This window comes from Roseomonas sp. E05, assembly GCF_030063475.1.
Lineage (GTDB): Bacteria > Pseudomonadota > Alphaproteobacteria > Acetobacterales > Acetobacteraceae > Pseudoroseomonas.
In genome coordinates this window covers 1-26,058 of sequence record NZ_JASIRT010000039.1, presented here as the reverse complement: position 1 = coordinate 26,058, position 26,058 = coordinate 1, and the positions used below count along the sequence as shown (strand labels likewise).

General features: G+C 71.7%; 22 protein-coding genes. 9 read left to right on the top strand and 13 right to left on the bottom strand.

Annotated elements, in window-relative coordinates:
* The first annotated feature begins 67 nt into the window (after positions 1–67).
* The 5 genes from aepX (at position 68) to QMO56_RS23605 (ending at position 5,477) form a co-directional block, all read left to right on the top strand.
* On the top strand, positions 68–1,720 hold the full coding sequence (aepX, locus tag QMO56_RS23625; protein WP_283529715.1) for a phosphoenolpyruvate mutase: 1,653 nt from the start codon (positions 68–70) through the stop codon (positions 1,718–1,720).
* A 10-nt stretch (positions 1,721–1,730) separates the two neighbouring features.
* Entirely contained in the window at positions 1,731–2,897 is a 1,167-nt protein-coding gene (gene aepY, locus QMO56_RS23620) for a phosphonopyruvate decarboxylase (protein WP_283529714.1), read from the top strand.
* Positions 2,894–3,898 carry a lysylphosphatidylglycerol synthase domain-containing protein gene (locus tag QMO56_RS23615; RefSeq protein WP_283529713.1) on the top strand — a complete coding sequence of 335 codons (1,005 nt, stop codon included), beginning with the start codon at positions 2,894–2,896 and terminating at the stop codon, positions 3,896–3,898. Before aepY ends, QMO56_RS23615 begins: the two co-directional genes overlap by 4 nt.
* Positions 3,888–4,979 (top strand): 2-aminoethylphosphonate--pyruvate transaminase, encoded by a 1,092-nt coding sequence (locus tag QMO56_RS23610; RefSeq protein ID WP_283529712.1) that lies wholly within the window; start codon positions 3,888–3,890, stop codon positions 4,977–4,979. Before QMO56_RS23615 ends, QMO56_RS23610 begins: the two co-directional genes overlap by 11 nt.
* 186 nt (positions 4,980–5,165) lie before the next feature.
* A complete protein-coding gene (locus QMO56_RS23605; protein ID WP_283529710.1) occupies positions 5,166–5,477 on the top strand; it encodes a hypothetical protein in 312 nt (103 codons plus the stop codon).
* Positions 5,478–5,598: 121 nt separating this feature from the next.
* Here QMO56_RS23605 and QMO56_RS23600 read toward each other — a convergent pair whose 3' ends face one another.
* From QMO56_RS23600 to QMO56_RS23590, 3 genes are all read right to left on the bottom strand, one after another.
* Entirely contained in the window at positions 5,599–5,802 is a 204-nt protein-coding gene (locus tag QMO56_RS23600; RefSeq protein ID WP_283529738.1) for a cold-shock protein, read from the bottom strand.
* 395 nt (positions 5,803–6,197) lie between these two features.
* Positions 6,198–6,788 carry a CDP-alcohol phosphatidyltransferase family protein gene (locus QMO56_RS23595; protein ID WP_283529709.1) on the bottom strand — a complete coding sequence of 197 codons (591 nt, stop codon included), beginning with the start codon at positions 6,786–6,788 and terminating at the stop codon, positions 6,198–6,200.
* Positions 6,789–6,795: 7 nt separating this feature from the next.
* Positions 6,796–7,728: a ferritin-like domain-containing protein gene (locus QMO56_RS23590; protein WP_283529708.1), complete on the bottom strand. Its 933-nt coding sequence runs from the start codon at positions 7,726–7,728 to the stop codon at positions 6,796–6,798.
* Positions 7,729–7,884: 156 nt separating this feature from the next.
* Between QMO56_RS23590 and QMO56_RS23585 the strand changes: the two genes are divergently transcribed.
* The gene (locus QMO56_RS23585) at positions 7,885–10,479 is read left to right on the top strand and encodes an MMPL family transporter (RefSeq protein WP_283529707.1); all 2,595 of its coding nucleotides are present in this window, start codon (positions 7,885–7,887) and stop codon (positions 10,477–10,479) included.
* Positions 10,480–10,503: 24 nt separating this feature from the next.
* Here the strand turns inward: QMO56_RS23585 and QMO56_RS23580 are convergent, their stop codons facing one another.
* A complete protein-coding gene (locus QMO56_RS23580; RefSeq protein WP_283529706.1) occupies positions 10,504–11,106 on the bottom strand; it encodes an ABC transporter substrate-binding protein in 603 nt (200 codons plus the stop codon).
* 309 nt (positions 11,107–11,415) lie between these two features.
* Between QMO56_RS23580 and ispH the strand changes: the two genes are divergently transcribed.
* Together ispH and hpnH are read left to right on the top strand one after the other, a co-directional pair.
* A complete protein-coding gene (gene ispH, locus QMO56_RS23575; protein ID WP_283529705.1) occupies positions 11,416–12,387 on the top strand; it encodes a 4-hydroxy-3-methylbut-2-enyl diphosphate reductase in 972 nt (323 codons plus the stop codon).
* Positions 12,388–12,403: 16 nt separating this feature from the next.
* A complete protein-coding gene (gene hpnH, locus QMO56_RS23570) occupies positions 12,404–13,552 on the top strand; it encodes an adenosyl-hopene transferase HpnH (protein ID WP_283529704.1) in 1,149 nt (382 codons plus the stop codon).
* On the opposite strand, the gene QMO56_RS23565 is transcribed toward hpnH, so the two are convergent.
* From QMO56_RS23565 to QMO56_RS23525, 9 genes are all read right to left on the bottom strand, one after another.
* Positions 13,475–14,161, bottom strand: coding sequence for a hopanoid-associated phosphorylase (locus QMO56_RS23565; RefSeq protein WP_283529703.1), 687 nt, complete (start codon positions 14,159–14,161; stop codon positions 13,475–13,477). The genes hpnH and QMO56_RS23565 overlap by 78 nt on opposite strands.
* A complete protein-coding gene (shc, locus tag QMO56_RS23560; RefSeq protein WP_283529702.1) occupies positions 14,158–16,131 on the bottom strand; it encodes a squalene--hopene cyclase in 1,974 nt (657 codons plus the stop codon). Before shc ends, QMO56_RS23565 begins: the two co-directional genes overlap by 4 nt.
* On the bottom strand, positions 16,128–17,396 hold the full coding sequence (hpnE, locus tag QMO56_RS23555; RefSeq protein WP_283529701.1) for a hydroxysqualene dehydroxylase HpnE: 1,269 nt from the start codon (positions 17,394–17,396) through the stop codon (positions 16,128–16,130). Before hpnE ends, shc begins: the two co-directional genes overlap by 4 nt.
* Before the next feature lie 2 nt (positions 17,397–17,398).
* Positions 17,399–18,274: a presqualene diphosphate synthase HpnD gene (gene hpnD / locus QMO56_RS23550; RefSeq protein ID WP_283529700.1), complete on the bottom strand. Its 876-nt coding sequence runs from the start codon at positions 18,272–18,274 to the stop codon at positions 17,399–17,401.
* The gene (locus QMO56_RS23545; RefSeq protein WP_283529699.1) at positions 18,271–19,434 is read right to left on the bottom strand and encodes a glycosyltransferase; all 1,164 of its coding nucleotides are present in this window, start codon (positions 19,432–19,434) and stop codon (positions 18,271–18,273) included. The genes hpnD and QMO56_RS23545 overlap by 4 nt, the downstream gene beginning before the upstream one ends.
* Positions 19,431–20,414: a hopanoid-associated sugar epimerase gene (gene hpnA / locus QMO56_RS23540; protein ID WP_283529698.1), complete on the bottom strand. Its 984-nt coding sequence runs from the start codon at positions 20,412–20,414 to the stop codon at positions 19,431–19,433. Before hpnA ends, QMO56_RS23545 begins: the two co-directional genes overlap by 4 nt.
* Positions 20,415–20,714: 300 nt before the next feature.
* Positions 20,715–22,952: a xanthine dehydrogenase family protein molybdopterin-binding subunit gene (locus QMO56_RS23535; RefSeq protein WP_283529697.1), complete on the bottom strand. Its 2,238-nt coding sequence runs from the start codon at positions 22,950–22,952 to the stop codon at positions 20,715–20,717.
* Between the two features lie 10 nt (positions 22,953–22,962).
* Positions 22,963–23,979, bottom strand: coding sequence for a xanthine dehydrogenase family protein subunit M (locus tag QMO56_RS23530; protein ID WP_283529696.1), 1,017 nt, complete (start codon positions 23,977–23,979; stop codon positions 22,963–22,965).
* A complete protein-coding gene (locus tag QMO56_RS23525) occupies positions 23,976–24,518 on the bottom strand; it encodes a (2Fe-2S)-binding protein (RefSeq protein ID WP_283529695.1) in 543 nt (180 codons plus the stop codon). The genes QMO56_RS23530 and QMO56_RS23525 overlap by 4 nt, the downstream gene beginning before the upstream one ends.
* A gap of 33 nt (positions 24,519–24,551) precedes the next feature.
* Here QMO56_RS23525 and QMO56_RS23520 point away from each other — a divergent pair, with 33 nt between their 5' ends.
* Positions 24,552–25,061, top strand: a complete 510-nt coding sequence (locus QMO56_RS23520) for a DUF6496 domain-containing protein (protein WP_283529694.1) — start codon at positions 24,552–24,554, stop codon at positions 25,059–25,061.
* Positions 25,062–26,058: the final 997 nt, after the last annotated feature.

Sequence of the window (26,058 nt, the reverse complement as noted above, 5' to 3'; positions counted from 1 at the left end):
CCGCCCTTGGCAAGGGCGGCCAGCCTGCTAGCTCTGCGCACGGTGTGTTCAGCATGGAGGAGCCGCCTTGAGCAGTGCAGGGCCCCTGGCGGCGCGCGATGGCGCGTCCATTCCCGCGCGCGACACGCGCTTCGCCGCCCTCCGGCGCGAGATCATGTCGCCCTCGCTCTCCTTCCTGATGGAGGCGCATGACGGCATGTCCGCGAAGATCGTGCAGGAGGCGGGGTTCCGTGGCGTCTGGGCCTCGGGGCTCACCACCTCGGCGGCGCTCGGGCTGCGCGACAGCAACGAGGCCTCCTGGACGCAGGTGCTCGACGTGCTGGAATACATGGCCGACGCCACCAGCCTGCCGATCCTGGTGGATGGCGACACCGGCCATGGCAACTTCAACAATGTGCGACGCTTCGTGCGCAAGCTCGGCGAGCGCGGCATCGCCGGCGTCTGCATCGAGGACAAGCTCTTCCCGAAGACCAACTCCTTCCTCGGCGAGGCGCAGCCGCTGGCCGATGTGGACGAGTTCTGCGGCCGCATCAAGGCGGGCAAGGACAGCCAGACCGACGACGACTTCGTGCTGGTCGCGCGCGTCGAGGCGCTGATCTCCGGGCACAGCATGGAGGAGGCGCTGCGCCGCGCCGAGGCCTATCACGCGGCCGGGGCGGATGCGATCCTGATCCATTCGAAGAAGTCCACGGCCGAGGAGATCTTCGCCTTCACCGAGCGCTGGGGCAGCCGCGCGCCGGTGGTGATCGTGCCGACCATGTACTATTCGACGCCGACGGAGCTGTTCCGCCAGGCCGGCATCTCCACCATCATCTGGGCCAACCACCTGATGCGGTCCTCCATCGCGGCGATGCGCGAGACGGCGCAGCGCATCCACGAGGACGAGTCGCTGGTGCGCGTCGAGGGCAGCGTGGCGACGGTGAAGGACATCTTCCGCATCACCGGCAATGCCGAGCTGGAGGAGGCGGAGCGCCGCTACCTGCCGGCGCGGCCCGCCGCCGGCGCCGTGGTGCTGGCGGCCGCCGGCGGCGCGCTGGGCGGGCAGGCGCCGGACCAGCCCAAATGCATGGTGGACATCCGCGGCCAGTCGCTGCTGAAGCGGCTCGCCGGCACGCTGCGCGAGAGCGGCGTGCGCGACATCACCGTGGTGCGCGGCGACCGCAAGGAGGCCGTGGCGCTGCAGGGCGCCCGCCTGCTCGACAACGACCGCCACGCCGAGACCGGCGAGGCCTGGTCGCTGGCCTGCGCGCGCGAGGCGATCCGTGGCGAGACGGTGGTGGTCTATGGCGACGTGCTGTTCCGCCGCTACATCCTGGACAGCCTGCTGACCAGCAGCGCCGATGTGGTGATCGCGGTGGACACGCTGGCGGCGACGCATCCGACACCCGGCCCGCGCGACCTGGTGGCGGCCGACCACCGCTTCTCCGGCGACTATCTCGATGATCAGCCGGCGCATCTGCGGCGGATGGGTGCCGATCTCGCGCCCGGGGAGGTCTGCGGCGAGTGGATGGGCCTCGCCCGCTTCAGCGCGCGCGGCGCGGCGTGGCTGCGGGAGGAGATCGCCGCGCTGGAGGCGGAAGGGCTGCTGGAGCGCGCCGACATGCCGCTGCTGCTGACCCGGCTTGCGGCGCGGCACCCGGTGCGCGTCAAATACTTCACCGGCCACTGGCTCGACGTGGACACGCTGACCGACCTGGCCGAGGCACGCAACTTCACCTGAGCGAGCGAGCATGATCACGGCCGAGGACTTCATCCGCGAGGCGGTCGGCGCCGGCTTCGACTTCTACACCGGCGTCCCCTGCAGCTTCCTGACGCCGCTGATCAACGGCGTGCTCTCCGACCCCGCGTTGGCCTATGTGGGGGCGGCGAGCGAGGGCGAGGCGGTGGCGATCGCCTCCGGCGCCTGGCTGGCCGGGCGGCGGACGGTGGTGCTGTGCCAGAACTCCGGGCTCGGCAATGCGGTGAACCCGCTGACCTCGCTGAACGCGCCCTTCCGCATCCCGACCCTGCTGCTGACCACCTGGCGCGGCGAGCCCGGCATCCCGGACGAGCCGCAGCATGTGGTGATGGGGGAGATCACCCAGGACCTGATCCGGCTGATCGGGCTGGAGCAGGCCCCCTTCCCCGCCGAACGCGGCGCCCTGGCCCCGGCGCTGCGCCATGCCGTGGAGCGGATGGCGGCGACGGAGCTTCCCTACGCCTTCGTGGTGCGCAAGGACGATGTGGCGGAAGCGGCGCTGGAGCCGAGTCCGCTCCCCCTGCCCCGCCCCGGCCGGCGTGCCGACTTCCCGGCCGAGGGGCCGCGCCCCACGCGGGCGGCGGTGCTGGAACGCTTCCTGGAAGTCGTGCCCGAGGAGGCGGCGGTGATCGCCACGACAGGCAAATGCGGGCGGGAGCTGTTCACCCTGGCCGACCGGCCGCAGCACCTCTACCAGGTGGGCTCCATGGGCGGGGCCAGCGGCATGGGGCTGGGCGTCGCGCTGCACAGCGAGCGCCCGGTGGTGGTGCTGGATGGCGATGGCGCGGCGCTGATGAAGCTCGGCACCTTCGCCACCATCGGCGCCCAGGGGCCGCGCAACCTCGTCCATGTGGTGCTGGACAACGGCGTGCATGACTCCACCGGCGGGCAGGCGACGGTCTCGGCCTCGGTGGACTTCGCCGCCATCGCCCTGGCCTGCGGCTATCAGTATGCCGCCGGCTGCGCCTCGCTGGAGGGTTTCGCCGCCGCCTTCCGTGCGGCGCTGGCGCAGGGCGGGCCGGCGCTGATCCATCTGCGCATCGCGCCGGGCTCGATGGCCAGGCTCGGCCGCCCGACCGTGGGCCCGGCCGAGGTGGCGCGGCGCTTCAAGGATTTCCTGGCGAGCCCCCTCGCCGCGCAGGCGCCGGCCGCCGCGTGATCTGGTCCACCGGGCTCAGCCTGCTGGTTGGGCTCTCCATCGCCGGCGCGCTGATCGCCGCCAATGAACCGGCGGAGATCCTGCGCCTGCTGCTGGAGACGGGCTGGGGGCTGCTGGCCGTCCTGGCGCTGCACGGGACGCAGATCGTCGCCTCGGCGCTCGGCTGGGCGCCGCTGATCGACGATCCGCGCCGGCCTGGCGCGCTGGCGCTGGTGCGGATGCGCTGGATTCGCGGCGCCACCAACGCGCTGCTGCCGGTGGTGCAGGCGGCGGGCGAGCTGGTGCGGGCGCAGCTGCTGATTCGCAAGGGCGTGGCCAAGGTGAAGGTGATCGCCAGCATCGCCACCGATCTCGGCACCGAGATGGCGACGCAGATCGCCTTCTCCCTGCTCGGGCTGGCCACGCTGCTGCTGATTCCGCATGGCGGCGGCGGCTCGACGCTGCAATGGGCGGTCATCGGCACGCTGCTGGGGGCGGCGGTGACGGGGGTGTTCATCGCGGCGCAGCGCTGGGGACTGTTCCGGGTGGTCGAGCGGCTGCTGCCGGGGCTGGCGGCGCGGGTCGGCTGGACCTCGGTGGGCGAGCTGTCCGGGCTGCATGACACGGTGGTGCGGCTTTACCGGCAGCCCTGGCGTTTCTGGCGCAGCGGGGGGTGGCATTTCGCCTCCTGGCTGCTCGGCGTGCTGGAAACCTGGGCGGCGCTGCGCATCCTCGGCATCGAGGCCGGCCTGGCCGAGGCGCTGGTGATCGAGAGCCTGGGCCAGGCGGTGCGCAGCGCCGGCTTCTTCATCCCCGGCGCGCTGGGTGTGCAGGAGGGCGGCTATGTGCTGATCTGCGCCCTGTTCGGCATCCCGCCGGAGCGCGCCATCGCGCTGGTGCTGGTGCGGCGGCTGCGCGACGTGCTGCTGGGCATCCCCGGGGTGATCGCCTGGCGCTGGGACGTCATGGCGCCCCGGCCCGCAACCGAGCCAACCCCGACGGAGCCGCTGCATGAGCGATGAGCCGATCCTGCTGACCCCGGGGCCGCTGACCACCCACCCCGACACCCGCCGCGCCATGCTGCGCGACTGGGGCTCGCGCGATCCGGCCTTCATCGCGCTCACCGCCGAGTTGCGGCAGCGGCTGCTGGCCGTCGCGAACGGCGCGGGGCGCCATGTGGCGGTGCCGCTGCAGGGCTCGGGCACCTTCATCGTCGAGGCCGCCATCGCCACGCTGGTGGGGCCGGGGCAGAAGCTGCTGGTGCTGGTCAATGGCGCCTATGGCGAGCGGATGGTGGGCATCGCGCAACGCATGGGGCGCGAGGTCGTGGCGCTGCGCTGGCCGGAGGACCGGGCGGTGGAGCCGGCGCGCCTCGCCGAGGCGCTGCGGGCCGATCCGGCCATCACGCATGTCGCGCTGGTGCATTGCGAGACCACCACGGGCATCCTGAACCCGCTCGCCGAGATCGCCGCCGTGGTCGCGGCGGCCGGGCGGCACCTCCTGCTGGATGCGATGAGCAGCTTCGGCGCCTTGGAGATCGACCTGACGGCGGTGCCGGTGGCGGCCGTGCTGGCCTCCTCCAACAAATGCCTGGAGGGGGTGCCGGGGATCGGCTTCGCACTGGTCGCGCGCGAGGCGCTGGCGGCGGCAGCGGGGAACAGCCCCTCGACCAGCCTCGACCTGCACGCGCAGTGGCGAGGCTTCGAGAAGGACGGGCAATGGCGCTTCACGCCCCCGGTGCAGGTGGTGGCCGCGCTGGTGGAGGCGCTGCGCCGGCTGGAGGCCGCGGGCGGGCCGAAGGCGCGGCGCGCGCGCTACCAGGAGAATTTCGACACGCTCTGGGCAGGGATGCGCCGGCTGGGCTTCGAACTCTATCTCGACGAGGCCGTGCAGGCGCCGATCATCGCCACCTTCCGCATGCCGGCCCACCGGAAACTGGCGTTCCGGCCCTTCTACGAGGCGCTGGCGGCGCGGGGCTTCCTGATCTACCCGGGGAAGCTGACGCAGGGGGAGAGTTTCCGCATCGGCTGCATCGGGGCGATCGGGCGGGGGGATTTCGAGCGGCTGCTGGTGGCGGTGGCCGAGGTGCTGGAGCCGGCTTGAGAGCGTCTGACCTGCCTGTGGGGAACCCAAACGGCTGTTCCTGGCTGATCCCTTGAAGCACTATGCTCCCACCACAAGCCTGGTGCGGCGGGCCCCGCGCGCCGCACCGGCAAGCCACAGATGGGGCCGATGCATGCCCGAAGCCGAACGCCACCCCGGTGGCGCTGGATGGATGAGGCCGCGCGCATGAGCCAGCCAGTCCAGGGACCGCTCCCTGAGCACGTGGTCAGCCTCAGCCGGGTGCGCGATGACAAGCTCTGGGCGGTCATCGTCGCCATGGGCCGAAAGCGGCGGATCGCCAACATCTATCCGAGCCGCGCCGCCGCCGACGCGGACTGCCACTGGCGGGAGCAGCAGGTGCGGGCCTATTCCAGCTTCCTGCTCAGTTCCAACATGCCGCTGCCCCATTACAGCGTCTCCCCCGTGCGCCGCGCCGACCTGCCAAGGGGATGGCGGCCGCTGCCGGCACTGGGCTTCCTGCGCGGGGAGTTCGCCTGAGGGGCGTGGCAGCAACGCAAAAACCCCGGCCGGGGAATTATCCCGGCCGGGGCTTGAGGCCTAACGCAGCATGCTGCGTTGCGGCATATTCCTGCGGGCGGCGGAGCCGCCGCCCAGCCGGTTACGCCTGGCGCAGATTGCCGGCAGAGAGCTTGCCCTGCTGGCCACGCTGGACGTCGTACTCGATCTTGTCGCCCTCACGCACGTCCATGCCGGCGCGCTGAACGTCGGAGATGTGCAGGAAGACGTCGCTCGAGCCGTCCTGGGGCTGGATGAAGCCGTAGCCCTTGGTCGCGTTGAACCACTTGACGGTGCCGATAGCCATGATGTGTTTCCGATCCAAAACGGAAAACCACTGCACAATATTGCGCAGCGGGTCATCTTCAATGGGAGACGGAAACAAACCTAGCAAACGAACCGCGTGCCGGAAAGCAAACCGAACCAACCAAAAACTGACTTCGCCAATATGGACGCCCACCCGCCTCTCTTCAAGGAAATTCTCAGATTTACTTTTTGCGGCTGCCTGAATTGAGCCTTTTCAACCGACAAGCCTCGACGGATGGCGCCCTGATACCCGGCACCTCATCCTTCCGGGCCGCGGGGAGGCCGAAAGGGGAGCCCGGCTCCCCCCGGCGCGGCCGGCAGGCGGAACGCCCTAGCCATTTTGTTTTTGCGAGCATCTTCGCCCGTTCCGGTGATGCCATCGGGACGGGATCTGCTCTATCCCGCCCCCAGCTTCCGCCGCCCGGCAAGGCCGAGCAGGATGGCCAGCACCGGCGTGATGATCGCGGCGGCGAAGAGCATCGGCACCGTCGCGCCGATCCAGAGCAGGAGGGGGACGAAGACCATCAGGTCGTCCGGGTCCACCAGGATGCCGGGGGCGAGATTCCAGCCGCGCACCTCGCCGAGCTTCAGGACGTGGAGCTGCCAGAACAGCGCGCCGATGCCGAGCCCCGCCAGGGCGCCCAGGATCGGCCCCCAGGCGCCGAGCACGGCCACCTGCCCGACGCCGAGGCCGAGGAAGGCGATGGCGTTGGAGGTGCAGTCGGCGAGCAGGTCATAGACATGGCCGTCAGGGCTGGACTGGCCGGTCTGCCGCGCCAGCTCGCCATCGGCGCGGTCGAGCAGCATGGAGAGGAGGAAGATCACGCCGCCGATGGCCGGCCAGGGCGGCGCGGCGGCGAAGGCCAGCGCGGCGGCGAGGCCGGTCACGAGGCGCAGCGTGGTGATCTGGTTGGGCGTGACGCCGCTGGGCGCGACGCGCCGCACGGCAGGGCGGACGATGCGATGGATGACGGTGTTGGCGCTCAAGTCGGGCTCACGCTTTCGGCTTCGGGTCCCGCATGAAGCGGCGGGCGATGCGGATGAAGAAGGGCACGGTGGTCGGACGCAGCAGGCGCGGGTCGTAGCCGGCGAGGCGGCGGTCGTTCTCGGCCAGGCAGATGTCGATCAGCGCCGCCGCGCTCATCTCCACGCCGATGGAGTCGGAGGAGGCGGTGAAGTTGGTGTTCTTCGACTCGCCGCCCAGGCTGCGGGCGAGCACCAGCCGGTCCCAGATCAGCACCGCCCAGACGGCGGCGGTCTTGGCCAGGAACCAGGGCTTGCGCCACCAGGGCTGGCGCGCGCGCTGCCAGGCCGCCCAGTTGGCGAAGAAGAGGATGTGCCGCGCCTCCTCCTGGATCACCGGCTCGAAGGTGCCGACGAGGTCGGGCGGGAAGAAGCCGGAGCGGCGCGCCGCCTCGAACAGGCCGAAGGCGAAGAAACTGTCGATGCACTCGCTGTAGCCGGTGCGCATCCAGCCCCATTCGGTGTCGCGGTAGCCGGTGTATTCCGGCTCCGGCTCCAGGATGACGCCATAGGCCTCGACGAGGTTGGAGAGCACCTTCTTGTGGCGCGCCTCCTCGTTGCCGTCCATCACCATGGCCTCGCGCAGCAGCGGGTCCTCGACGGTGGCGGCATAGTCGAGCACGCGCAGCGAGGCGCGGCCCTCGGTCTGCACCGCGATGTCCCAGATCGGCAGGCTGGTCAGGCGGGTGTGCGCCTCGGGGTCGAGCTTGGGCCAGTCGAGCACGCGCGGCTTGTAGGGGTTGTGCGTCTCCAGCAGCATCCGCGCGAACATCGCGCCGTGCGCATCGCTGCCGACGCGCACCGGCCCCGGCCGGTCGAAGGTCCAGTGGCGCGCGGTGTGGTCGGCCCTGGCGACCGTGGGGCTGTCGAGGGCGACGGACTCCGGGGGAGGGCTTGACGACATGCGGGAACCCGATGATCAGGCGAAGGCCATTCCTTGGGCCCTATTAGCGACCCTCCTTCCGGGAAGCGCAACCCGCCCGGAGCGGAGGCCCCGCTTCCGACCGCGCGGCGCCGTTCCCTCCCCTGGCGCTTCCCGCCCTGCCAGCAAGGTGCCGATGTGACCACCAGGACGCCCCTGACTGCCCGCATCGTCAGCGCCAGCGCGCGCCATCCCTGGGTCACGATCCTGCTGGCGCTGGTGCTGGCGGCCGCGGCGGGGCTCTATGCCAGCCGCAACTTCGCCATGACGACGGACACCGCCGAGCTGATCTCGCCCGAGCTGGACTGGCGGCGCGGCGAGCTGGACTTCGACGCCGCCTTCCCGCAGCAGCAGGACCTGATCGTGGCGGTGGTGGATGGCGCGACGCCGGAACTGGCGGAACAGGCGGCGGCGCGCCTTTCCGAACGGCTGCAGGCGGAGCCTGGGCTGTTCCGCAGCGTGCGGCGGCCGGAGGGCGGCCCCTTCTTCGCGCGCAACGGGCTGCTGCTGCTGCCGCCGGACGAGGTGCAGTCCACGCTCGATCAGTTGATCGCCGCGCAGCCCTTCCTCGGGCCGCTGGCGGCCGATCCGAGCCTGCGCGGCATCATGGGCGCGCTCGGCACGGTGCTGGAGGGGGTGAATCGCGGCCAGGCGCGGCTGGCGCAGGTCGAGCGCCCGCTGGCGAAGCTGGGGGATGCCTTCACGGCGGTGCTGGAAGGGCGGCCGGCCTTCTTCTCCTGGCAGGCGCTGGTCAGCGGCGACCAGCCGGGGCCACGGCAGACGCGGCGCTTCATCCTGGTGCAGCCGGTGATGGACTATTCCGCCCTGCAGCCGGGCAAGGCGGCGAGCGACGCGCTGCGGGCGGCGGCGCGGGCGCTGGCGCTGGACCCGGCGCATGGCGTGACGGTGCGCCTGACCGGGCCGGTGCCGATGGCGGATGAGGAGTTCGCCTCGCTCGCCGACCGCGCGGAGATCATGGCCTCCGCCATGCTGCTGGCGCTGGTGGCGATGCTCTGGCTGGCGGTGCGCTCCGCCCGGCTGGTGGCGGCGATCCTGGCGACGGCGCTGCTCGGGCTGGTGGTGACGGCCGGGCTGGGACTGCTGGTCGCCGGCCGGTTCAACCTGATCTCGGTGGCCTTCATTCCGCTGTTCCTGGGCCTGGGGGTGGATTTCGGCATCCAGCTCTGCGTCCGCTTCCGGGCCGAGCGGCTCCGGCATCCCGGGCTGCGGGAGGCGCTGGGGGCTGCCGGGGGTGCGGTGGGCGGCTCGCTGGCCCTGGCGGCGGTGGCGACGGCGGTGGGCTTCCTCGCCTTCCTGCCGACCAGCTATCTCGGCGTCTCGGAACTGGGCGCCATCGCCGGCGCCGGCATGATCGTCGCCTTCCTGCTCAGCATCACGCTGCTGCCGGCGCTGGTGGCGGTGCTGCGCCCGCGGGGCGAGCGCGCGGAGGTGGGCTGGAAGGCGCTGGCGCCGCTGGACGCCTGGCTGCGCCGCCGCCGCCGCGCGGTGATCGCCGGCGGGGCCGCGCTGGGCCTGATCGCCCTGGCGCTGATGCCGTTGCTGCGCTTCGACTTCAACCCGCTGCACCTGCGCAGCGCGGAGGCGGAGTCGATGGCCACCCTGCACGACCTGATGCAGGACCCGGACCGGACGCCGAACACGATCGACGTGCTCGCCCCTTCCCTGCCCGAGGCCGAGTCCCTGGCGGCACGGCTGGCGCGCCTGCCCGAGGTGTCGCAGGTGGTGACGCTGGGCAGCTTCATCCCGGCCGACCAGGAGGCGAAGCTGGCGGCGGTCCATGACGCGGCGGACCTGCTCTCGCTGACGCTCGACCCCCTCACGGTGCGGCCGCCGCCCACCGACGCCGAGGTGGCGCGGAGCATGGCGGACACCGCCGCCGCGCTGCGCCAGGCGGCGGGCGAGGCGGCGGAGGAGCCGGCGCAGGCGGCGCGCCGGCTGGCCGGGGCGCTGGCGCAGCTCGCCGCCGGGCCGCCCGCCCCGCGCGCCGCCGCCGAGGCGGCGCTGGTGCCGCCGCTGCGCACCCTGCTCGGCCAGGTGCGCGAGCTGCTGCAGGCCGGGCCGGTGACGCGGGCGACGCTGCCGGACACGCTGGTGGCGGACTGGATGGCGCCCGACGGGCGCGCCCGCATCCAGGTCTTTCCGCGCGGCGATTCGAACGACAACGCGGTGCTGCGCCGCTTCTCGGCGGCGGTGCAGGCGGTGGCGCCGCAGGCCACCGGGGCGCCGATCTCCATCCAGGGCGCGGCCGACAGCATCGTGGCCGCCTTCCTGGAGGCGGGGCTGCTCTCCGGCCTCGCCATCGCGGCGCTGCTGGCCCTGGTGCTGCGGCGCCTGCGGGACGTGCTGCTGACCGTGGCGCCGGTGCTGCTCAGCGGCCTGCTCACCCTCGGCTCCTGCGTGCTGCTGGGCCTGCCGCTGAACTTCGCCAACATCATCGCCCTGCCGCTGCTGTTCGGCATCGGCGTGGCCTTCAACATCTACTTCGTCATGGCCTGGCGGCAGGGCGAGAGCGGGCTGCTGGCCTCCAGCCTGGCGCGCGCCATCCTGTTCAGCGCCCTGACCACGGCGACCGCCTTCGGCAGCCTCTGGCTCTCGCGCCATCCCGGCACGGCGAGCATGGGGCAGCTGCTGGCGCTCTCGCTGGCCTGGGTGCTGGCCGCCACGCTGCTGCTGCAGCCGGCGCTGCTGGCGCGGCCGCCGAAGCAGGACTGAGCAGAGAGCGGAGCCCGGGAGCGCTCAGCCCTGCATCAGGCGGTCGGACAGCTCGTTCAGGCGCTGCACCAGCAGGGCGGCGCCGCCCTGCCGCACCGAGGTGGAGAATTCCGAGCGGCGCATGGCGAGCTCGCTGATGGAATCGTGCAGGACATCGACGGCCTTCCAGCCGTCGCCGGCGTTCCGCATGCGGTAGGTGAGGTCCACGGGGGATTCGCCGGGGTTGATCAGCCGGCTCGCCACCACCTTCTCGTCGCCATGCGCATCGACGCGATCAATGACGAAGCTCTGCCCGCTGAAGCCGCTGAAGTTGCGCGCATAGCTGGCGATGCTCATGCGCGCGAAGGCTTCCGCCACCGCCGCCTGCTCTGCCGGCGAGAAGCCGGACCAGCGGGAGCCGACCGCCAGCCGCGCCATGGCCGGCAGGTCGAAGGCCTGGCGCACGGCAGGCGCGAGCTCGCGATAGCGGCCCTCGATTCCCAGGCTTTTCGCCTGCCGCATCACCTCCAGCAACTTGCGGTGGAACTGCTCGATCTGCGCCGCGGCCGGGTCCGCCGGCTGCGCGACGGCCGGAGCCGCGGCCAGCGACAGGGCAAGGGCGAGAAGGAGGCGGCGCGGAGTGCTCATCGGCCCGTGCTTAGCACAGGGCGGGAAAAGAAAAGAGCGCGATGCGCGGGAACAGGGCGGAACGCAACCCGCAGGGCCCGGGCGCGTTCCGAACCGCCTGTGCACAGCAGTTCCAGGCGGAACGCTCGGCCGCCGCCGGCAGGGTGCACGCGAAACTGTGAAGGTGGGCAGCATCGCGGCGCGCGACGTGGTAGTCCAGTCTGCACGGCGCGACGGCATATACGGACGGGTTTTCCTCGCCTCCCGTCCTCAGCAATGCTTGGATGCCGCTGTTCGGCGGCGGCACGCCAAGACGGAGGAAAGGCCTGCATGCGGGTTCTTCTAGCTCAGCCCCGAGGCTTCTGCGCCGGGGTCGTGCGGGCAATCGAGATCGTTGAACGTTCGCTCGAGAAGTTCGGCGCGCCGGTTTATGTTCGCCACGAGATCGTGCACAACCGGCACGTGGTCGAGAAGCTGAAGCAGAAGGGCGCCATCTTCGTCGAGGAGCTGACGGAGATCCCGGACGGCGCGGTGACGATCTTCAGCGCGCATGGCGTCGCCCAGGGCGTGGTGGACGAGGCCCGGCAGCGCGGCCTGCCGGTGCTGGACGCCACCTGTCCGCTCGTCTCCAAGGTGCATGCGCAGGGCAAGCAGTATGTGGCGCGCGGCCGCGCGCTGGTGCTGATCGGCCATGCCGGGCACCCGGAGGTGGAAGGCACCATCGGGCAGGTCGGCGCGCCGGTGCACCTCCTCTCCACCGCCGAGGATGTCGCGCGGCTCGACCTGCCGGATGACATGCCGATGGCCTATGTGACGCAGACGACGCTGAGCGTGGACGACACGCGCGGTGTGATCGCGGCGCTGAAGGCGCGCTTCCGCGACCTGCAGGGGCCGGACGTGTCGGATATCTGCTACGCCACCCAGCACCGGCAATCCGCTGTGCGCGAGCTGTGCGGGGCGGTGGACCTGCTGCTGGTGGTGGGGAGCCGCAAGAGTTCGAACTCCAACCGCCTGCGCGAGATCGGGCTGGAGCAGGGCCTGCCGAGTCACCTGATCGCCGATGGCAGCGAGCTGGACCCGGCCTGGCTCGAAGGAGTACGGACGGTCGGCCTGACCGCCGGCGCCTCGGCGCCCGAGGAGCTGATCCTCGACGTGATCGCAGCGCTGCGCCGCCATGCCGAGGTGGAGGTTGCGCAGATGAGCGGCGTGCGGGAAGAGATCGAGTTCCGCCTGCCGGGCGAGCTGCGGAGCCATGAGGCCGAGCAGGCCATGCCCGCCGCGGTGGCCATGCGGCCGGATTGAGAGAAGGAAGCCAGTTTTGGGAATTCCGCTGCTGCAGGCGGCCCGGATCGGGGCCTATGTGGTTGGGCAGCATCTCCGGCGGCGCAAGCGCTACCCGCTGGTGCTGATGCTGGAGCCATTGTTCCGCTGCAACCTGGCCTGCGCCGGCTGCGGCAAGATCGACTATCCCGACCCGATCCTGAACCAGCGCCTCTCCTATGACGACTGCATGCAGGCGATCGACGAATGCGGCGCGCCCGTGGTCTCCATCGCCGGCGGCGAGCCGCTGCTGCACAAGGAGATGCCGCAGATCGTCCAGGGCTACCTGGAGCGGAAGAAGTTCGTCATCCTCTGCACCAACGCGCTGCTGCTGGCCAAGAAGATCGGCGACTACAAGCCGCACCCGGCCTTCACCTGGTCCATCCATCTCGACGGCAACCAGGCGATGCACGACAAGTCGGTCTGCCAGCGCGGCGTCTATGAGAAGGCGGTGGAGGCGATCCGGCTGGCGAAGTCGAAGGGCTTCCGCGTCAGCATCAACTGCACGCTGTTCAACGACGCCGACCCGGCGCAGGTGGCCGGCTTCCTCGACGACATGAAGGCGCTGGGGCTGGATGGCATCACCGTCTCGCCCGGCTACGCCTATGAGCGCGCGCCGGACCAGCAGCACTTCCTGAACCGCACCAGGACCAAGGAGCTGTTCCGCGGCATCCTCGCGCGCGGCAAGGGCGGCAGGGCCTGGCCGTTCAGCCAGTCCACCATGTTCCTGAACTTCCTGGCGGGCAATGAGGCCTATCACTGCACGCCCTGGGGCAACCCGACGCGCACCGTGTTCGGCTGGCAGAAGCCCTGCTACCTGCTCGGCGAAGGCTATGCCAAGACCTTCAGGGAGCTGATGGAGGACACCGAGTGGGACAAGTACGGCGTCGGCAACTATGAGAAATGCGCCGACTGCATGGTGCATTCCGGCTTCGAGGCGACCGCCGTGCAGGACACGCTGCGCCACCCGCTGAAGGCACTCGCCGTGACGATGCGCGGCGTGCGCACCGAGGGGCCGATGGCGGAGGACATCCCGCTCGACCGGCAGCGCCCGGCGGAATACGTCTTTTCAGGCCATGTCGAGCGGAAGCTCGCCGAGGTCCACAGCGCCAAGGCGGCTTCCAAGAAGACGATGGCCGCGGAGTAGCGCCCGGAAGGCGCGCTCCGCCTCCCAGCCGGTGCGGATCAGGGCCGGAAGCTGGCCCGGCCTCGCGGCGAGGGCACGCAGCACGCCAGCGAGGTCCATCCCGCCGTCGGGCCGCATCCCCACGCGGGCGGCGGGCGGCAGGCTGCGATCCGCGGCATCCGAGATGACGCGCGCGGCGGCGAAAGGCAGGCCGTGGCGGCGCGCCACCCGCGCGGCGATGTGCGATTCCATGTCCACCGCCGCCGCGCCCGTGCGCGCGTGCAGCGCCACCTTCTCCGCCGCCCCGGCGACCACCGCATCGCTGCCCAGGAAGGTGCCCTGCCGGGCGGACAGCCGGGCGGCGAGGCGCGCGGTCCAGGCCGGGTCGGTGAGGAGGACTGCCTCGCCATCCAGGACGGCGCTGGCCACCAGCCAGTCGCCGGGGTGAAGGCCGGGCGCCAGGGCGCCGGCGATGCCGATGCTGATGAGGCCGCAGGCCCCCTCCCCCGCCAGCCTTTCGAGCGCCGCCTCCAGCCGCCCCGCGTCGCCACCGCCCGCCACCGCCTCGATCTCCGGCCCGGCGAGGATGCGCGCCTCCCGCCGCAGGCCGGTTGCGACCAGGACCCTCACATGCCGTGCACCGGGCGGGTGTGGTTGGCGCAGCGCAGGTTGCGGTAGCGCGCCAGAGCCCAGAGCGGGAAGAACTTCGGATAGCCGTGGTAGCGAAGATAGAAGACGCGCGGGAAGCCGCCGCCGGTATAGGCCTCCTGCGGCCAGAGGCCGGTCTCGTCCTGCATGCGCAGCAGCCAGGCGATGCCGCGCGCCACGGCGGGGTGGTCCACCTCGCCCGCCGCCATCAGGCCGAGCAGCGCCCAGGCCGTCTGCGAGGCGGTGGAGGGCGCCGGTTCGTAGCCGCTGTAGTCCAGCCGGTAGCTTTCGCAGCCCTCGCCCCAGCCGCCATCGGGGTTCTGGATGGCGAGCAGCCAGTCCGCCGCGCGGCGGATGCAGGGGGTGGCGCCGTCGAAGCCGGCTGCGTTCAGCGCGCAGAGCGCCGACCAGGTGCCGTAGATGTAGTTCACGCCCCAGCGGCCGAACCAGCTTCCATCGGCCTCCTGCTCGCGCTCCAGATAGGCGAGCGCGGCGCGCATGCGCGGGCTGTCCGGCGCCTCGCCAAGCTGCGCCAGCATGCTGATGCAGCGGGCGCTGACATCAGCGGTCGGCGGGTCGAGCAGCGCGCCATGGTCGGCGAAGGGGATGTTGTTGAGGTAGTGCTGGGTGTTGTCGGCGTCGAAGGCGCCCCAGCCGCCGTTGCGGCTTTGCAGGCCGGCCGTCCATTCGGCGCCGCGGGCGATCGCCTCGTCATAGTCCCGGCCGAGGCGGAGCTGATCGCGGGCGCGGTCCATCGCCATGACGACCACGGCGGTGTCGTCGAGATCGGGATAATGCGCGTTGCGGTACTGGAAGGCCCAGCCGCCCGGACGCACCTCGGGGCGGCGGGTGGCCCAGTCGCCCTTCAGCTCCAGCTCCTGCAAGGGCTTCAGCCAGCCGAGGCCACGCGCCGCCGCCGCCCCGGCCCGCTCGCCGCCGACTTCCAGCAACGCGTGGCAGACCAGCGCGGTGTCCCAGACCGGCGAGACGCAGGGCTGGCAATAGGCCTCATCCTCGCGCAGGACGAGCAGCTTCTCCACCGAGCGGCGGGCGATGGCACGGTCCGGGTGCTCCGGCGGATAGCCGAGCGCGTCATACATCATCACGGCATTGGCCATGGCCGGGTAGATCGCGCCCAGCCCGTCCTCGCCGTTCAGCCGTTCGGTGACGAACTGCACGCAGCGGGCGATCGCGCGGCGGCGCAGCGCCTTCGGCCAGCAGGGCTCGAACAGCTTCAGCAGCACGTCCAGCGTGTTGAAGAAGGCGGCCCAGCCGGGCTTGCGGTGGCTCGGCGCCTTCCGGCGCGGAGCGCGGCGCGGGGGGGCGAAGAGCTCCGGGATGCGGACGCCCCGCGGGTTGCGCGCCCGTGCGCGGACGGCATGCAGCACCAGCAGCGGGACCAGCACCGTGCGCGCCCAGTAGGACATTTTCGAGACGTGCACGGGGAACCAGCGCGGCAGCAGCATCATCTCCACAGGGATGGTCGGCACGCGGCGCCAGGGCAGCTCGCCATAGAGAGCCAGCAGGATGCGGGTGAAGACATTGGCGCGCCCCGCGCCGCCCGCCGCCAGGATGGCCGCGCGCGCCCGGCGCATATGCGGCGCCTCCGGATCGTCGCCGGTCATCTTCAGGCAGAAATAGGCCTTCACCGAGGCGCTGAGGTCGAAGTCGCCGCCATGGAACAGCGGCCAGCCGCCATGCGCGCCCTGGATGCGGCGGAGATAGGCACCGATGCGGCGCTCCAGCGCGAGGTCGTCCGGCTCGCCGAGATGGTGGCGCAGCAGGACGTATTCGGCGGGAATGGTGGCGTCGGCCTCCAGCTCGAAGACCCAATGGCCGTCCTCCCGCTGCAGGCCGAGCAGCGCCTCGGTGGCGCGGCGCAGGCCGGCCTCCGCTTCGTCCAGCGTGATGCCCGCCTCGTCGGCGGAGGGGTGGAGCAGCGCCTCCGTCATGCCGGCACCGCCTCCCGCGCGCGCTGCGGCAGGGCCTGGGCGAGCGCCGCCGCCGTCTCGCCGGAGCGCAGCGCGCCCTCGATGGTGGCGGGCAGGCCGGTCGCGGTCCAGTCGCCGGCGAGGAACAGGTTGCGCCAGCGCGTGCGCGCGGGCGGGCGGCGCGCCTCCTGCGCCGGCGTGGCGGCGAAGGTGGCGCGCTTCTCCTTGACGATACGGCAGGGCGGCGGCGGGCCCGGCAGATGGTGGGCGGTGGCGACGTCGCGCCAGAGGCGGGCGGTGAGGGTTTCCGTCTCCATGTCCAGCAGGGAATCGGCGGCGCTGACGGTGACCGAGAGGCGGTCGGGGAAGGCGAAGACCCATTCCGCCGTGCCGCCGATCAGGCCGAGCATGCGCGGCGCGCCGGGCGGCGGGGCGAGGCGGAAATGGCCGTTGAGGATGGCGCGGAAGGTGTCCGGCGCGGTCAGGCCGGGCAGCAGGTCCTGGGCTACCCAGGGCGGCACCGCCAGCACCAGCGCATCCTCCGGCGCGAGCGGCACGGTGCCGTCGGCGAAGGCGAGCGCCACCACGCGCTCCCCGTCCAGGTCCAGGCCGCGCAGGCGGCGGCCGAGGCGGATCGTGGCGCCCGCCTGGCGCAGCCGCGCCAGGGCGGGATCGACGAAGGCGGCGGCCAGGCTGGGATGGGCGATGCGCGGCAGGCTGGCACCGCCCCCGCGCGCCAGGGTCTCGCGGATCACCGCGCCGGCGAGGTCGGCGGCGCCCTCCTCCGGCTCGGTGTTGAGGGCGGCGAGCAGGAAGGGTTGCAGCAGCCGCTCCCAGAGCGGGCCGCGGCAGGCCAGGACCTCGCCGATCCGCTGGCCGGGGTGCCGCCGGGTCAGGGCGGCGAGCGCCAGGTAGTCGCGCGGCTGGGTGCCGGGCACGCGGCGGCCGGGATGCAGCACCCACCAGGGCAGCGGTCCGGCATTCGGGCGGAGTGTCCAGTCCTCGCCGCTGCGCAGGTCCAGGAAGGCGAAGTCCGGGCGGGCGGGGCCGGTCAGCCGGTCCTCGGCGCCGATGGCGCGCAAATAGCGGCCGACGGCGGCGTTGCCGGAGAGAACGAGATGGTTGCCGTTGTCGATCACCATGCCGAGGCGGGCGTCGTGATAGGAGCGGCAGCGGCCGCCGGCCTGCGCCGCCGCCTCCGAGAGTTCCACCGGGATGCCCCGCGCGGCCAGCGCGACGGCGGCCGAAAGCCCGGCGAGGCCGGCACCAATGACGTGCACCCGCATGGTCAGCCCAGCACGCCGCGCTGCGCGACGATCCAGAGCAGGCGGCGCTTGGTAAGCCGCACGCGCTGCCGCGGCGGTGCCCAGCCCTGTGCCTCCATGTCCCGCAGCAGGGCCTGGTAGACGGCGGCCATCAGCCGCGGCGCCAGCAGGCGGCCGCGCGGCCGCGCGCGCAGCAGGCGCTCCGCCGCGGCGAAATGCGCACGCGCCTGCGCCGCCAGCGGGCGGCAGGCGAGGTCCACGCGCGGGTCGGCGATGACGGCCTGCGGCTCGGTGGTGGCGATGCCGGTTTCCAGCAACGGCTCGCGCGGCAGGTAGAGACGGCCGATGGCGGCGTCCTCGTCGAGGTCGCGCAGGATGTTGGTCAGTTGCAGCGCGCGGCCGAGCTCGTGGGCCAGTTCCTCGCCCGGCGCGGGGTCCATGCCGAAGATGCGGGTGGAGAGGCGGCCGACGGCGCTGGCCACGCGGTCGCAGTAGAGGTCGAGCGTCGCACGGTCCGGCGCGCGGATGTCGGCCGCCACGTCCATCGCCATGCCATCGATCACCGCCAGGAAATCCGCCAGCCGCAGCCCGAAGCGATGCACCGCCTCCGCCAGGAAGGCGGCGCGGCCAAAAGGACGGTCAGCGGGATGGCCGGCATAGAGGGCGGCGAGGTCGGCCCGCCAGGCGTCCAGCGCCGCCGCGCGCTCGGGGCGCGGGCGCGCGGCGTCGTCGGCGATGTCGTCCACCTGCCGGCAGAAGGCATAGACGGCGAACATCGCCGCCCGCTCGGCCTTCGGCATCAGCCGCATCGCCGTGTAGAAGGAACTGCCGGATTGCCGCGCCTGGAGGGCGGCGGCCTCGGCCGCAGGAGGGGCCACGGGGAGGGTCGCGAGGCTCATGCGCGGCCCGCCATGGCCTGTGCGCGGCCCTTCCACTGGCCGCCGCGCCCGCGCCAGACCTGCAGCGCGGAGTGCAGGGTGAACAGCGCATAGGCCGCGCCGATCACCGGCAGGGCGGGCCCCCAGAGCGGCGAGACGCGGTAGAAACGGAGCATCGGCTGGAAGGCCAGCGCCATCAGCGCCCAGGCGGCGAGGCCGAGGAGGCGGGCCAGACCGGTTCCGGAGAGCGCCAGGGCCGGCGGCACGAGATAGGTCAGCACCATGCCGGCCAGCGTACCCGCCAGCAGCAGCGGCGAATAGCCGAGCTGGGCATAGGCCGAGCGCGACACCATCCGGCCGATCTCCGCGACGCCCTGGTAGGGGCGCAGGCTCACCGCCCGCCGGGTCAGGCCGAGCCAGATGGGGCCCTGCGCCTTCAGGCGGCGGGCCAGGGCGCAGTCGTCGATGATCTCGGCGCGGATGGACGCGATGCCGCCCGCCGCCTCCAGCGCGGCGCGGCGCGCCAGCATGCAGCCGCCCGCCGCCGCCGCCAGGGCGCGGTCCCGCCGCGCCACCCAGGCGAAGGGGTAGAGCATCTGGAAGAAGAAGACGAAGGCGGGGATCAGGAAGCGCTCGGCGCGGGTGGCGCAGGAGAGTTCGGCCATCAGCGAGACCAGCGCGCAGCCGCCCTGCTCCGCGCGTGCCACCAGGGCGCGCAGGTTGTCCGGGGCATGGCCGATATCGGCATCGGTCAGCAGGAGGTATTCGGGCGGCTCGCCCGCCGCGCCGGCGTGGCGCACGCCCTGCTGCATGGCCCAGAGCTTGCCGGTCCAGCCCCGCGGAAGAGGGGCGCCGGGGAGGATGTCGAGGCGGTGGCCGGCGCCGAGGGACTCGGCGGCGGCGCGCGCGGCCGCGGCCGTGCCGTCGGTGCTGCCGTCATCCACCAGGACGACGCGGAAGGCGCCGGGATAGTCCTGCCGCAGCAGGCTGCCGACCGAGCGCGCGATCACCTCCGCCTCGTCGCGCGCCGGGACTACGGCCATCACGGCGGGCCAGCGCGCCGGCGCCGGCGGCCTGTCGCGGTCGTCCCGCTGGCGCGTCCGCCAGAAGCCACCGCGCCCGAGCAGCAGATAGAGCCAGATGGCCAGCGCCAGCAGGCCGGGGAGCGCGCCGAGGGTCATGTCAGGTAGCCCGCGCTGCGGAACCAGGCCAGGGCGTCGGCCACCCCCTCCTCATGGGGACGCGCGCGGTAGCCCAGCTCGCGCTCCGCCTTGGCCGAGGTGAAGAACATCCGGTAGCGCGCCATGCGCAGCCCGTCGCGCGTCAGCAGCGGCTCCTTGCCGGTGAGCCGCGCCACCGCCTCGGCGCCCCAGGCCAGGGGGAAGAGCGGCGCGCGCGGCAGCCTGACGCGCGGCGGGCGGCGGCCGGTGCGCTGCGCGATCTCGGCCAGCAGGTCCCGCAACAGCAGGTTCTGGCCGCCGAGGATGTAGCGCTCGCCGGGACGGCCGCGCTCCAGCGCCAGGAGGTGACCCTGCGCAATGTCGTCCACATGGGCGAAGTTCAGCCCGGTGTCCACGAAGGCGGGGATGCGGCCGCGTGCGGCGTCCAGGATCATGCGGCCGGTCGGCGTCGGGCGGATGTCGCGCGGGCCGATCGGCGTGGAGGGATTGACGATGACGGCCGGCAGCCCTTCGCGCGCGACCATCTCCCGCACCACCTGCTCGGCGAGGGTCTTGCTGCGCTTGTAGGCGCCGATCGCCTCCTCCGGCGCCTGGCTGGCGGTCTCGTCCACGGGCGCGGTGGCGCCGGCGACCTTCAGGGTGGCCACGCTGCTGGTGTGGACGATCCGCTCCACGCCGGCCGCCAGCGCCGCGCGCATCAGGGCCCGCGTGCCCTCGACATTGACGCGCAGGATCACGGAGGGATCGGGCGCCCAGAGACGGTAATCGGCCGCGACATGCACGAGGCAGCGGACGCCGCGCAGTGCGGCCCGTAATGAGGCAGGGTCCTCAAGGTCGCCCTGGACGGTCTCGCAGGGCAGCCCCGTCAGGTTGGCCACGGGGCTGGTGGAACGGACGAGCGCGCGCACGCGGAGCCCGCGGACGACCAGCACCCGCACGACCGCCGAGCCCAGGAAGCCCGAGCCACCGGTGACCAGCACGGAATCCCCCGGCCGCAGGGCGAAAGCCGCCCCAGGCGCAGTGCGGGCACCGTGCTCCCACGAAAAACTCCGCTCGTTGTCCGTCGCGCATCCCCTCATCGACCTCGGGCGGCCATTCTGACCTCGGGCGGGGCAGCCCGCCAGCGCAGGGGATGGTCGACTCCCGAATCTGTGAAGGACATCGCGCGGCGGGGCCCCGCAAAGCGGTGCCGCCACCAGGTTCCGGCGGCCCGGGACAAAGGCCCGGGGAATGAATTCCCCCAGGACTCGCGGGGTCTGTGAAGCGCGGCTGCCCCCGCCTCAGTCGAGCAGCTTATCAATGGTGATCGGCAGTTCCCGGATGCGCTTGCCGGTGGCATGGAACACGGCATTGGCCACCGCCGCCGCCGTGCCGACGATGCCGATCTCGCCGAGGCCCTTCACGCCCAGCGGGTTCGTCCGGTTCTCATCCTCCTCAACGAAGAGAACGTCGATCTCGCGGATATCGGCATTCGCGGGCACATGGTACTCGGCCAGATTGTGGTTCATGAAGCGGCCGAGGCGGTGGTCCAGCATGCTCTCCTCGGTCAGCGCCATGCCGAGGCCGAAGACCACGCCGCCGATGATCTGGGAGCGCGCGGTCTTGGGGTTGATGATCCGGCCCGCCGCGATGGCATCCACCACGCGCGTCACGCGGACAGCGCCGAGTTCCTCGTCCACCCGCACCTCCACGAAGACGGCGGCATGGGTGTAGGGCGAAAACCTGGACAGCGCGCCCTTGTCCGGCGCGGTGGTTTCCTCCTGCTCGATGCGGTCCACCCCGCCGGCGCGCATGGCGTCGGCGATGGTGACGAAGCGGGAGGGATCGTTCAGCAGCGCGATGCGGCCCTCGGCAAAGAGGACATGGTCGGAATCGGCATTGGCCAGCGGCGAGTTCTCCATCCGGCGCGCGTATCTGAACAGCGTCTCGCGCACGGCGTAGCAGGCCGCCTGCACCGCCGAGCCGGCGGAAGCCGCCGTCCAGGAGCCGCCCTCGATCGGCGAGGCGGGCAGCGAGGAATCGCCGATCCGCGCCGTGACATCCTCCATGCGCAGGCCGAACGCGTCGGCGCCGATCTGCGTCAGGATGGTGTAGGTGCCGGTGCCGATATCGGCGGTGGCCGTCGCCACCTCCAGCCTGCCATCGGCGGTCAGGGTGGCGCGGGCGCTGGCCTGCTGCATCCCGGCTTCCCAGACGCCGGTCGCCATGCCCCAGCCGATCAGCTCATGGCCCTCACGCATCGAGCGCGGCGCCGGGTTCCGCCTCGCCCAGCCGAAGCGCTCGGCGCCAAGCTGGTAGGCGGCGCGCAGTTCCTTGCTGCTGAACTGCTTGCCGGTGTTCTGGTCCATCTCGGCATAGTTGCGCAGGCGCAGTTCCAGCGGGTCCAGCTTCAGGGCATGGGCCAGTTCGTCCATGCCGGACTCCAGCGCGAACATGCCGAGCGGCGCGCCCGGCGCGCGCATGTCGAGCGGCGTATAGGTGTCGATCTTCGCCAGCCTGTACTTCAGGTCCACATTGTCGCAGTGGTAGGCGAGGCCGGACCAGTTCACCACGACTTCCTGGTAGTCCTCGAAGGGCGAGGTGCCGGCGATGGCCTCATGGCGGATGGCCTGCAGGCGCCCGTCCGGGTTCGCGCCGAGCGCCAGTGTCTGGATCGTGTCGGGGCGGTAGCCGAAGGTGAACATCTGGTCGCGCGTCAGCACCACGCGCACCGAGCGCTTCAGCTCCAGGCTGGCCATGACGGCGAGGAAGAGCTGGTACTGCGGGCGCAGGCCGGAGCCGAAGGCGCCGCCGACGAAGGGCGAGAGGACGCGCACGTCCTTCTGCGGCAGGCTGAACACGCTGGTGACATAGTCGTGGGTGTTCTGCGCACCCTGGATCTTGTCGTGGATGATGAGCTTGCCGTCACCCTCCCAGACCACGGTGCTGGCGTGCGGCTCCATCGGGTTGTGGTGCTCGGGCGCGACGTGATAGCCGCTCTCCACCTTGGCCGGAGCGGCGGCATAGGCAGCACCGGCATCGCCGCGCGGATTGGGAGGCGGGTCGATGCCGGCGCGCTCCTTCGGCGGCACATAGGCCTCGGCGAGCCTGTTGCGCAGATTGGTCTCGTGCGGTGCGCTCTCATAGGTGACGCGCACCAGGGCCGCCGCGTCACGCGCCGCCTCGAAGCTTTCCGCCACCACCAGCGCCACCGGCTGTCCGCTGTAGACGATGTTCTCGTCGTAGAGCGGGCGGAAGGGAGCGCCGGGCGGCGCCACCGCGTCACGATAGCTGCGGTTTAGCCAGGCGGTCGTCGGGCGGTTCCGGTGGGTGAAGATGCGCAGCACGCCGGGCACCTTCTCGGCCTCGGCGGTGTCGATGGCGGCGATGCGGCCCTTGGCGATGGCGCCGGAGACGACATAGCCGTGGGCGAGGTCGGGGGCGATGAACTCGCCGGCGTATTTGGCGGCACCGGTGACCTTCAGCCGGCCATCCACGCGGCTGCGCGGGGCACCGAAATGGGTTTCGTTGTTCGGCATGACGGCCCCTTCAGGCGATGCGCTTGTCGGCAACGGGCTGCGGCGTGCCGGCGGCGGCCTGCGACAGCGCGCGGACGATGGCGCGGCGCGCCAACTCGATCTTGAAGCTGTTGTCGCCATAGCCTCTGGCGGCCTGCAGGATCAGCGCCGCGGCCTCGGCGAAGCGCTCGCGCGTGGCAGGGCCGCCGCGCAGCAGCGCCTCGGCCGCGGGATCGCGCCAGGGCTTGTGCGCCACGCCGCCGAGGGCGAGCCGCGCCTCGCGGATGGTGTCGCCCTCCATCTCCAGCACCGCGGCGACGGAAACCAGCGCGAAGGCGTAGGACTGGCGGTCGCGCAGCTTGAGATAGGTGTGGTGCGTCGCGAAGCCCTGGGGCGGCAGCCGGACGGCGGTGATGATCTCGTCGGGGGCGAGGGTGGTGTCGATCTCCGGATGCTCGCCGGGCAGGCGGTGGAAATCGGCGAAGGCAATGCTGCGCTCGCCCTGCGGGCCGGTGACCTCGACCGTCGCCTCCAGCGCCGCCAGCGCCACGCACATGTCGGAGGGATGGGTGGCGATGCAGTGCTCGCTGGTGCCGAGGATGGCGTGGATGCGGTTGACGCCGTTGATCGCCGGGCAGCCGGTGCCGGGCTCGCGCTTGTTGCAGGGCGTGCCGGTGTCATAGAAATAGTAGCAGCGGGTGCGTTGCAGCAGATTGCCGCCGGTGGTCGCAGCGTTGCGCAGCTGCGGCGAGGCGCCGGAGAGGATGGCGCGGGCCAGCAGCGGGTAGCGCTGCTCGATGCGCGCATCGTAGGCGAGCGCGGAATTGGTGACCAGCGCGCCGATGCGCAGCCCGCCATCAGCCTCCTCGATGCGGTCGAGGCCCGGCAGGGCGCCGACATCCACCAGACGGCGCGGGCGCTCGACATCGTACTTCATCAGGTCGACGAGGTTGGTGCCGCCAGCAATGAACTTGGCGCCCGCATCGGCCTGGACCGCCTGCACCGCCTCCCCCACCGCGCCGGGGCGTGAATAGGAGAAGCGGATCATCGCGCGGAACCTCCGGCCTGCTGCATCGCCTGCTCGATGGCGGCGACGATGTTCGGATAGGCGCCGCAGCGGCAGATATTGCCGCTCATCAGTTCGCGGATCTCGTCGGCGTTCCGTGCGTGTCCCTCCTTCAGCAACCCGACGGCGGAGCAGATCTGCCCGGGCGTGCAATAGCCGCACTGGAAGGCGTCCTGCTCGATGAAGGCGGCCTGCACGGGATGCAGCGTGCCATCCATCGCCAGGCCCTCCACCGTCACCACCTCGGCGCCGTCCTTGCTCACCGCGAGCGCAAGGCAGGAATTGATGCGCTGACCGTTCACCAGCACGGTGCAGGCGCCGCATTGGCCGTGGTCGCAGCCCTTCTTGGTTCCGGTGAGTTCCATCTGTTCGCGCAGCAGGTCGAGCAGGGTGGTCCAGGGCGCGACCTCCATCCGCCGCTGCGTGCCATTGACGGTCAGCGTGATAGTATGGTGCGCGACGGGAGAGGACCCTGCCGACGGGGCAGCGGCCACTCCAGGCGTGGCTGGATTGACAGGCATTGTGACGTCCTGGGCTGCAGGGGTGCGGGGATCGTGCGACAGGGAAAACCTGTCCGCCAGTTCGGGTTGCAGGGCGGCGGCGATTCCGGCCTGCGGGAGCCGGCGTGGGAACTCCGGCGCGCGCGGGCCGTTCAAGGCGATGGTCCGTTCGCAGGCCCGAGGGGAAGGCATCAGATGGCAGCCAGGCAAAGCAAGGCGCAGAAGGAAACCGTCGCGCGCGTCATGCATGAGTACAAGCAGGGCGAGCTGGAGCGCGGCCAGGGCGGCAAGGTCAGGAACCCGAAGCAGGCGATTGCCATCGCGCTCAGCGAGGCCGGCGCCTCGAACCAGCAGTCGCCCAAGGAGAATCGCAAGAAGCTGCGGGAGACGAAGCGGAAGGAACGGGAAGGCCGCACCGCGCAGGCCCAGAAGGAGGGGATGAGCCAGCTGGACGATACCACGCGCGCGGAACTCTATCGGCGCGCTCAGAAGGCGCAGATTCCCGGCCGCTCGCACATGGACAAGGCCGCGCTGCAACGCGCCTTGCGCGAGCATCAGGCCTGAGGAATACGCAATTTCAGGTTGTGATTGGATTCTGGACATATCTTTTTCCGGGAAGTGTCCGACAGAGCGTCGCCATTCTTATAGGCTGCAACGTGCAAATCGGCGTTCCGCCTCCCGGCAGAGATGAGAAATCCGGAGGATTTGCAGACAGCATAGAACCCTTGCGCAGGGGATTGCCGGGATGTCGCGACATCCCGTAAACCTTTTGCGAGGGATGGCCGTCTCCCCCGGTTGGCCACATTTCCACGTCTTCCGATGAGGACCCTCTCAGAGGGATGGGAGCAGATACCCCCCTGCTCTCATCCCTCTTTGCGCCCCCCTTCATCACGCGGAGCGCCTGGCAGGCCGGGGGCCGCCATTGCCGGCAGATCGAGGAGGCCGAGCAGGTCCTGGCGCAGCCTTCCCTGGACGTCCCCTCGGCTGGGAGGGCAGCCCTGCCGGCACGCGGGGCCCACCATGCCCAGGCCATGGCGCTGCGGGAGGCAGCGGGAAGACTTCTCGCGCAGCCGCCTCGCCCGGGGCGCGACGCTGTCCGCCACTGCGGATGCTCGGGGCTGCCCCGCGTCCCGGCGCGATCCTCTTCTGAGGCGCGGCGTCGGCGGCCTCGGCGTCTGACCACCAGCGGCCGGGGCGTGCCTGGGGCGGGCCGGATACGCAGTTCCTTCGCCCCGGCACCGGCAGGAGAAGTGCGCAAAGCAGCGCATGTGACGGTCCGCCGCGCCATGTCCGCCCCGGGACCACAGCCGGGCAGGCGGGCCATCGTCGCGGCCATGGGGGGGGGACGGGCCCGTGTGCCTCCGCGCCGCCAGCAATCTCCGCGCGGCGCAGTGATCAAAGCGAACCCCCCGGAAGCTCCCAGCGCTTCCGGGGGGGCTGCAGCCCCCGCCTGAGTGGGCGGGGGCGTTTGTCAGGCGAAGAGATAGTCGGTGGTGGCGAGGCTGGTGACGCCGTGGAGGGTGAGGTGGTCGGTGGAGCCATCGGCGGCGTGGATGGCGAA

What these genes read in the sequence shown, in the direction of transcription:
- QMO56_RS23545 (WP_283529699.1), bottom strand. Translation starts at nt 19,434, where the DNA reads ATGACCCTCGGCGCGCTCCCCGGCCTGCTGGCGCTGGCCATCTGGCTC.
- ispH (WP_283529705.1), top strand. Translation starts at nt 11,416, where the DNA reads ATGCGGGTTCTTCTAGCTCAGCCCCGAGGCTTCTGCGCCGGGGTCGTG.
- QMO56_RS23535 (WP_283529697.1), bottom strand. Translation starts at nt 22,952, where the DNA reads ATGCCGAACAACGAAACCCATTTCGGTGCCCCGCGCAGCCGCGTGGAT.
- shc (WP_283529702.1), bottom strand. Translation starts at nt 16,131, where the DNA reads ATGACGGAGGCGCTGCTCCACCCCTCCGCCGACGAGGCGGGCATCACG.
- QMO56_RS23580 (WP_283529706.1), bottom strand. Translation starts at nt 11,106, where the DNA reads ATGAGCACTCCGCGCCGCCTCCTTCTCGCCCTTGCCCTGTCGCTGGCC.
- QMO56_RS23605 (WP_283529710.1), top strand. Translation starts at nt 5,166, where the DNA reads ATGAGCCAGCCAGTCCAGGGACCGCTCCCTGAGCACGTGGTCAGCCTC.
- QMO56_RS23525 (WP_283529695.1), bottom strand. Translation starts at nt 24,518, where the DNA reads ATGCCTGTCAATCCAGCCACGCCTGGAGTGGCCGCTGCCCCGTCGGCA.
- hpnD (WP_283529700.1), bottom strand. Translation starts at nt 18,274, where the DNA reads ATGAGCCTCGCGACCCTCCCCGTGGCCCCTCCTGCGGCCGAGGCCGCC.
- QMO56_RS23530 (WP_283529696.1), bottom strand. Translation starts at nt 23,979, where the DNA reads ATGATCCGCTTCTCCTATTCACGCCCCGGCGCGGTGGGGGAGGCGGTG.
- aepY (WP_283529714.1), top strand. Translation starts at nt 1,731, where the DNA reads ATGATCACGGCCGAGGACTTCATCCGCGAGGCGGTCGGCGCCGGCTTC.
- QMO56_RS23610 (WP_283529712.1), top strand. Translation starts at nt 3,888, where the DNA reads ATGAGCGATGAGCCGATCCTGCTGACCCCGGGGCCGCTGACCACCCAC.
- QMO56_RS23590 (WP_283529708.1), bottom strand. Translation starts at nt 7,728, where the DNA reads ATGTCGTCAAGCCCTCCCCCGGAGTCCGTCGCCCTCGACAGCCCCACG.
- QMO56_RS23600 (WP_283529738.1), bottom strand. Translation starts at nt 5,802, where the DNA reads ATGGCTATCGGCACCGTCAAGTGGTTCAACGCGACCAAGGGCTACGGC.
- hpnE (WP_283529701.1), bottom strand. Translation starts at nt 17,396, where the DNA reads ATGCGGGTGCACGTCATTGGTGCCGGCCTCGCCGGGCTTTCGGCCGCC.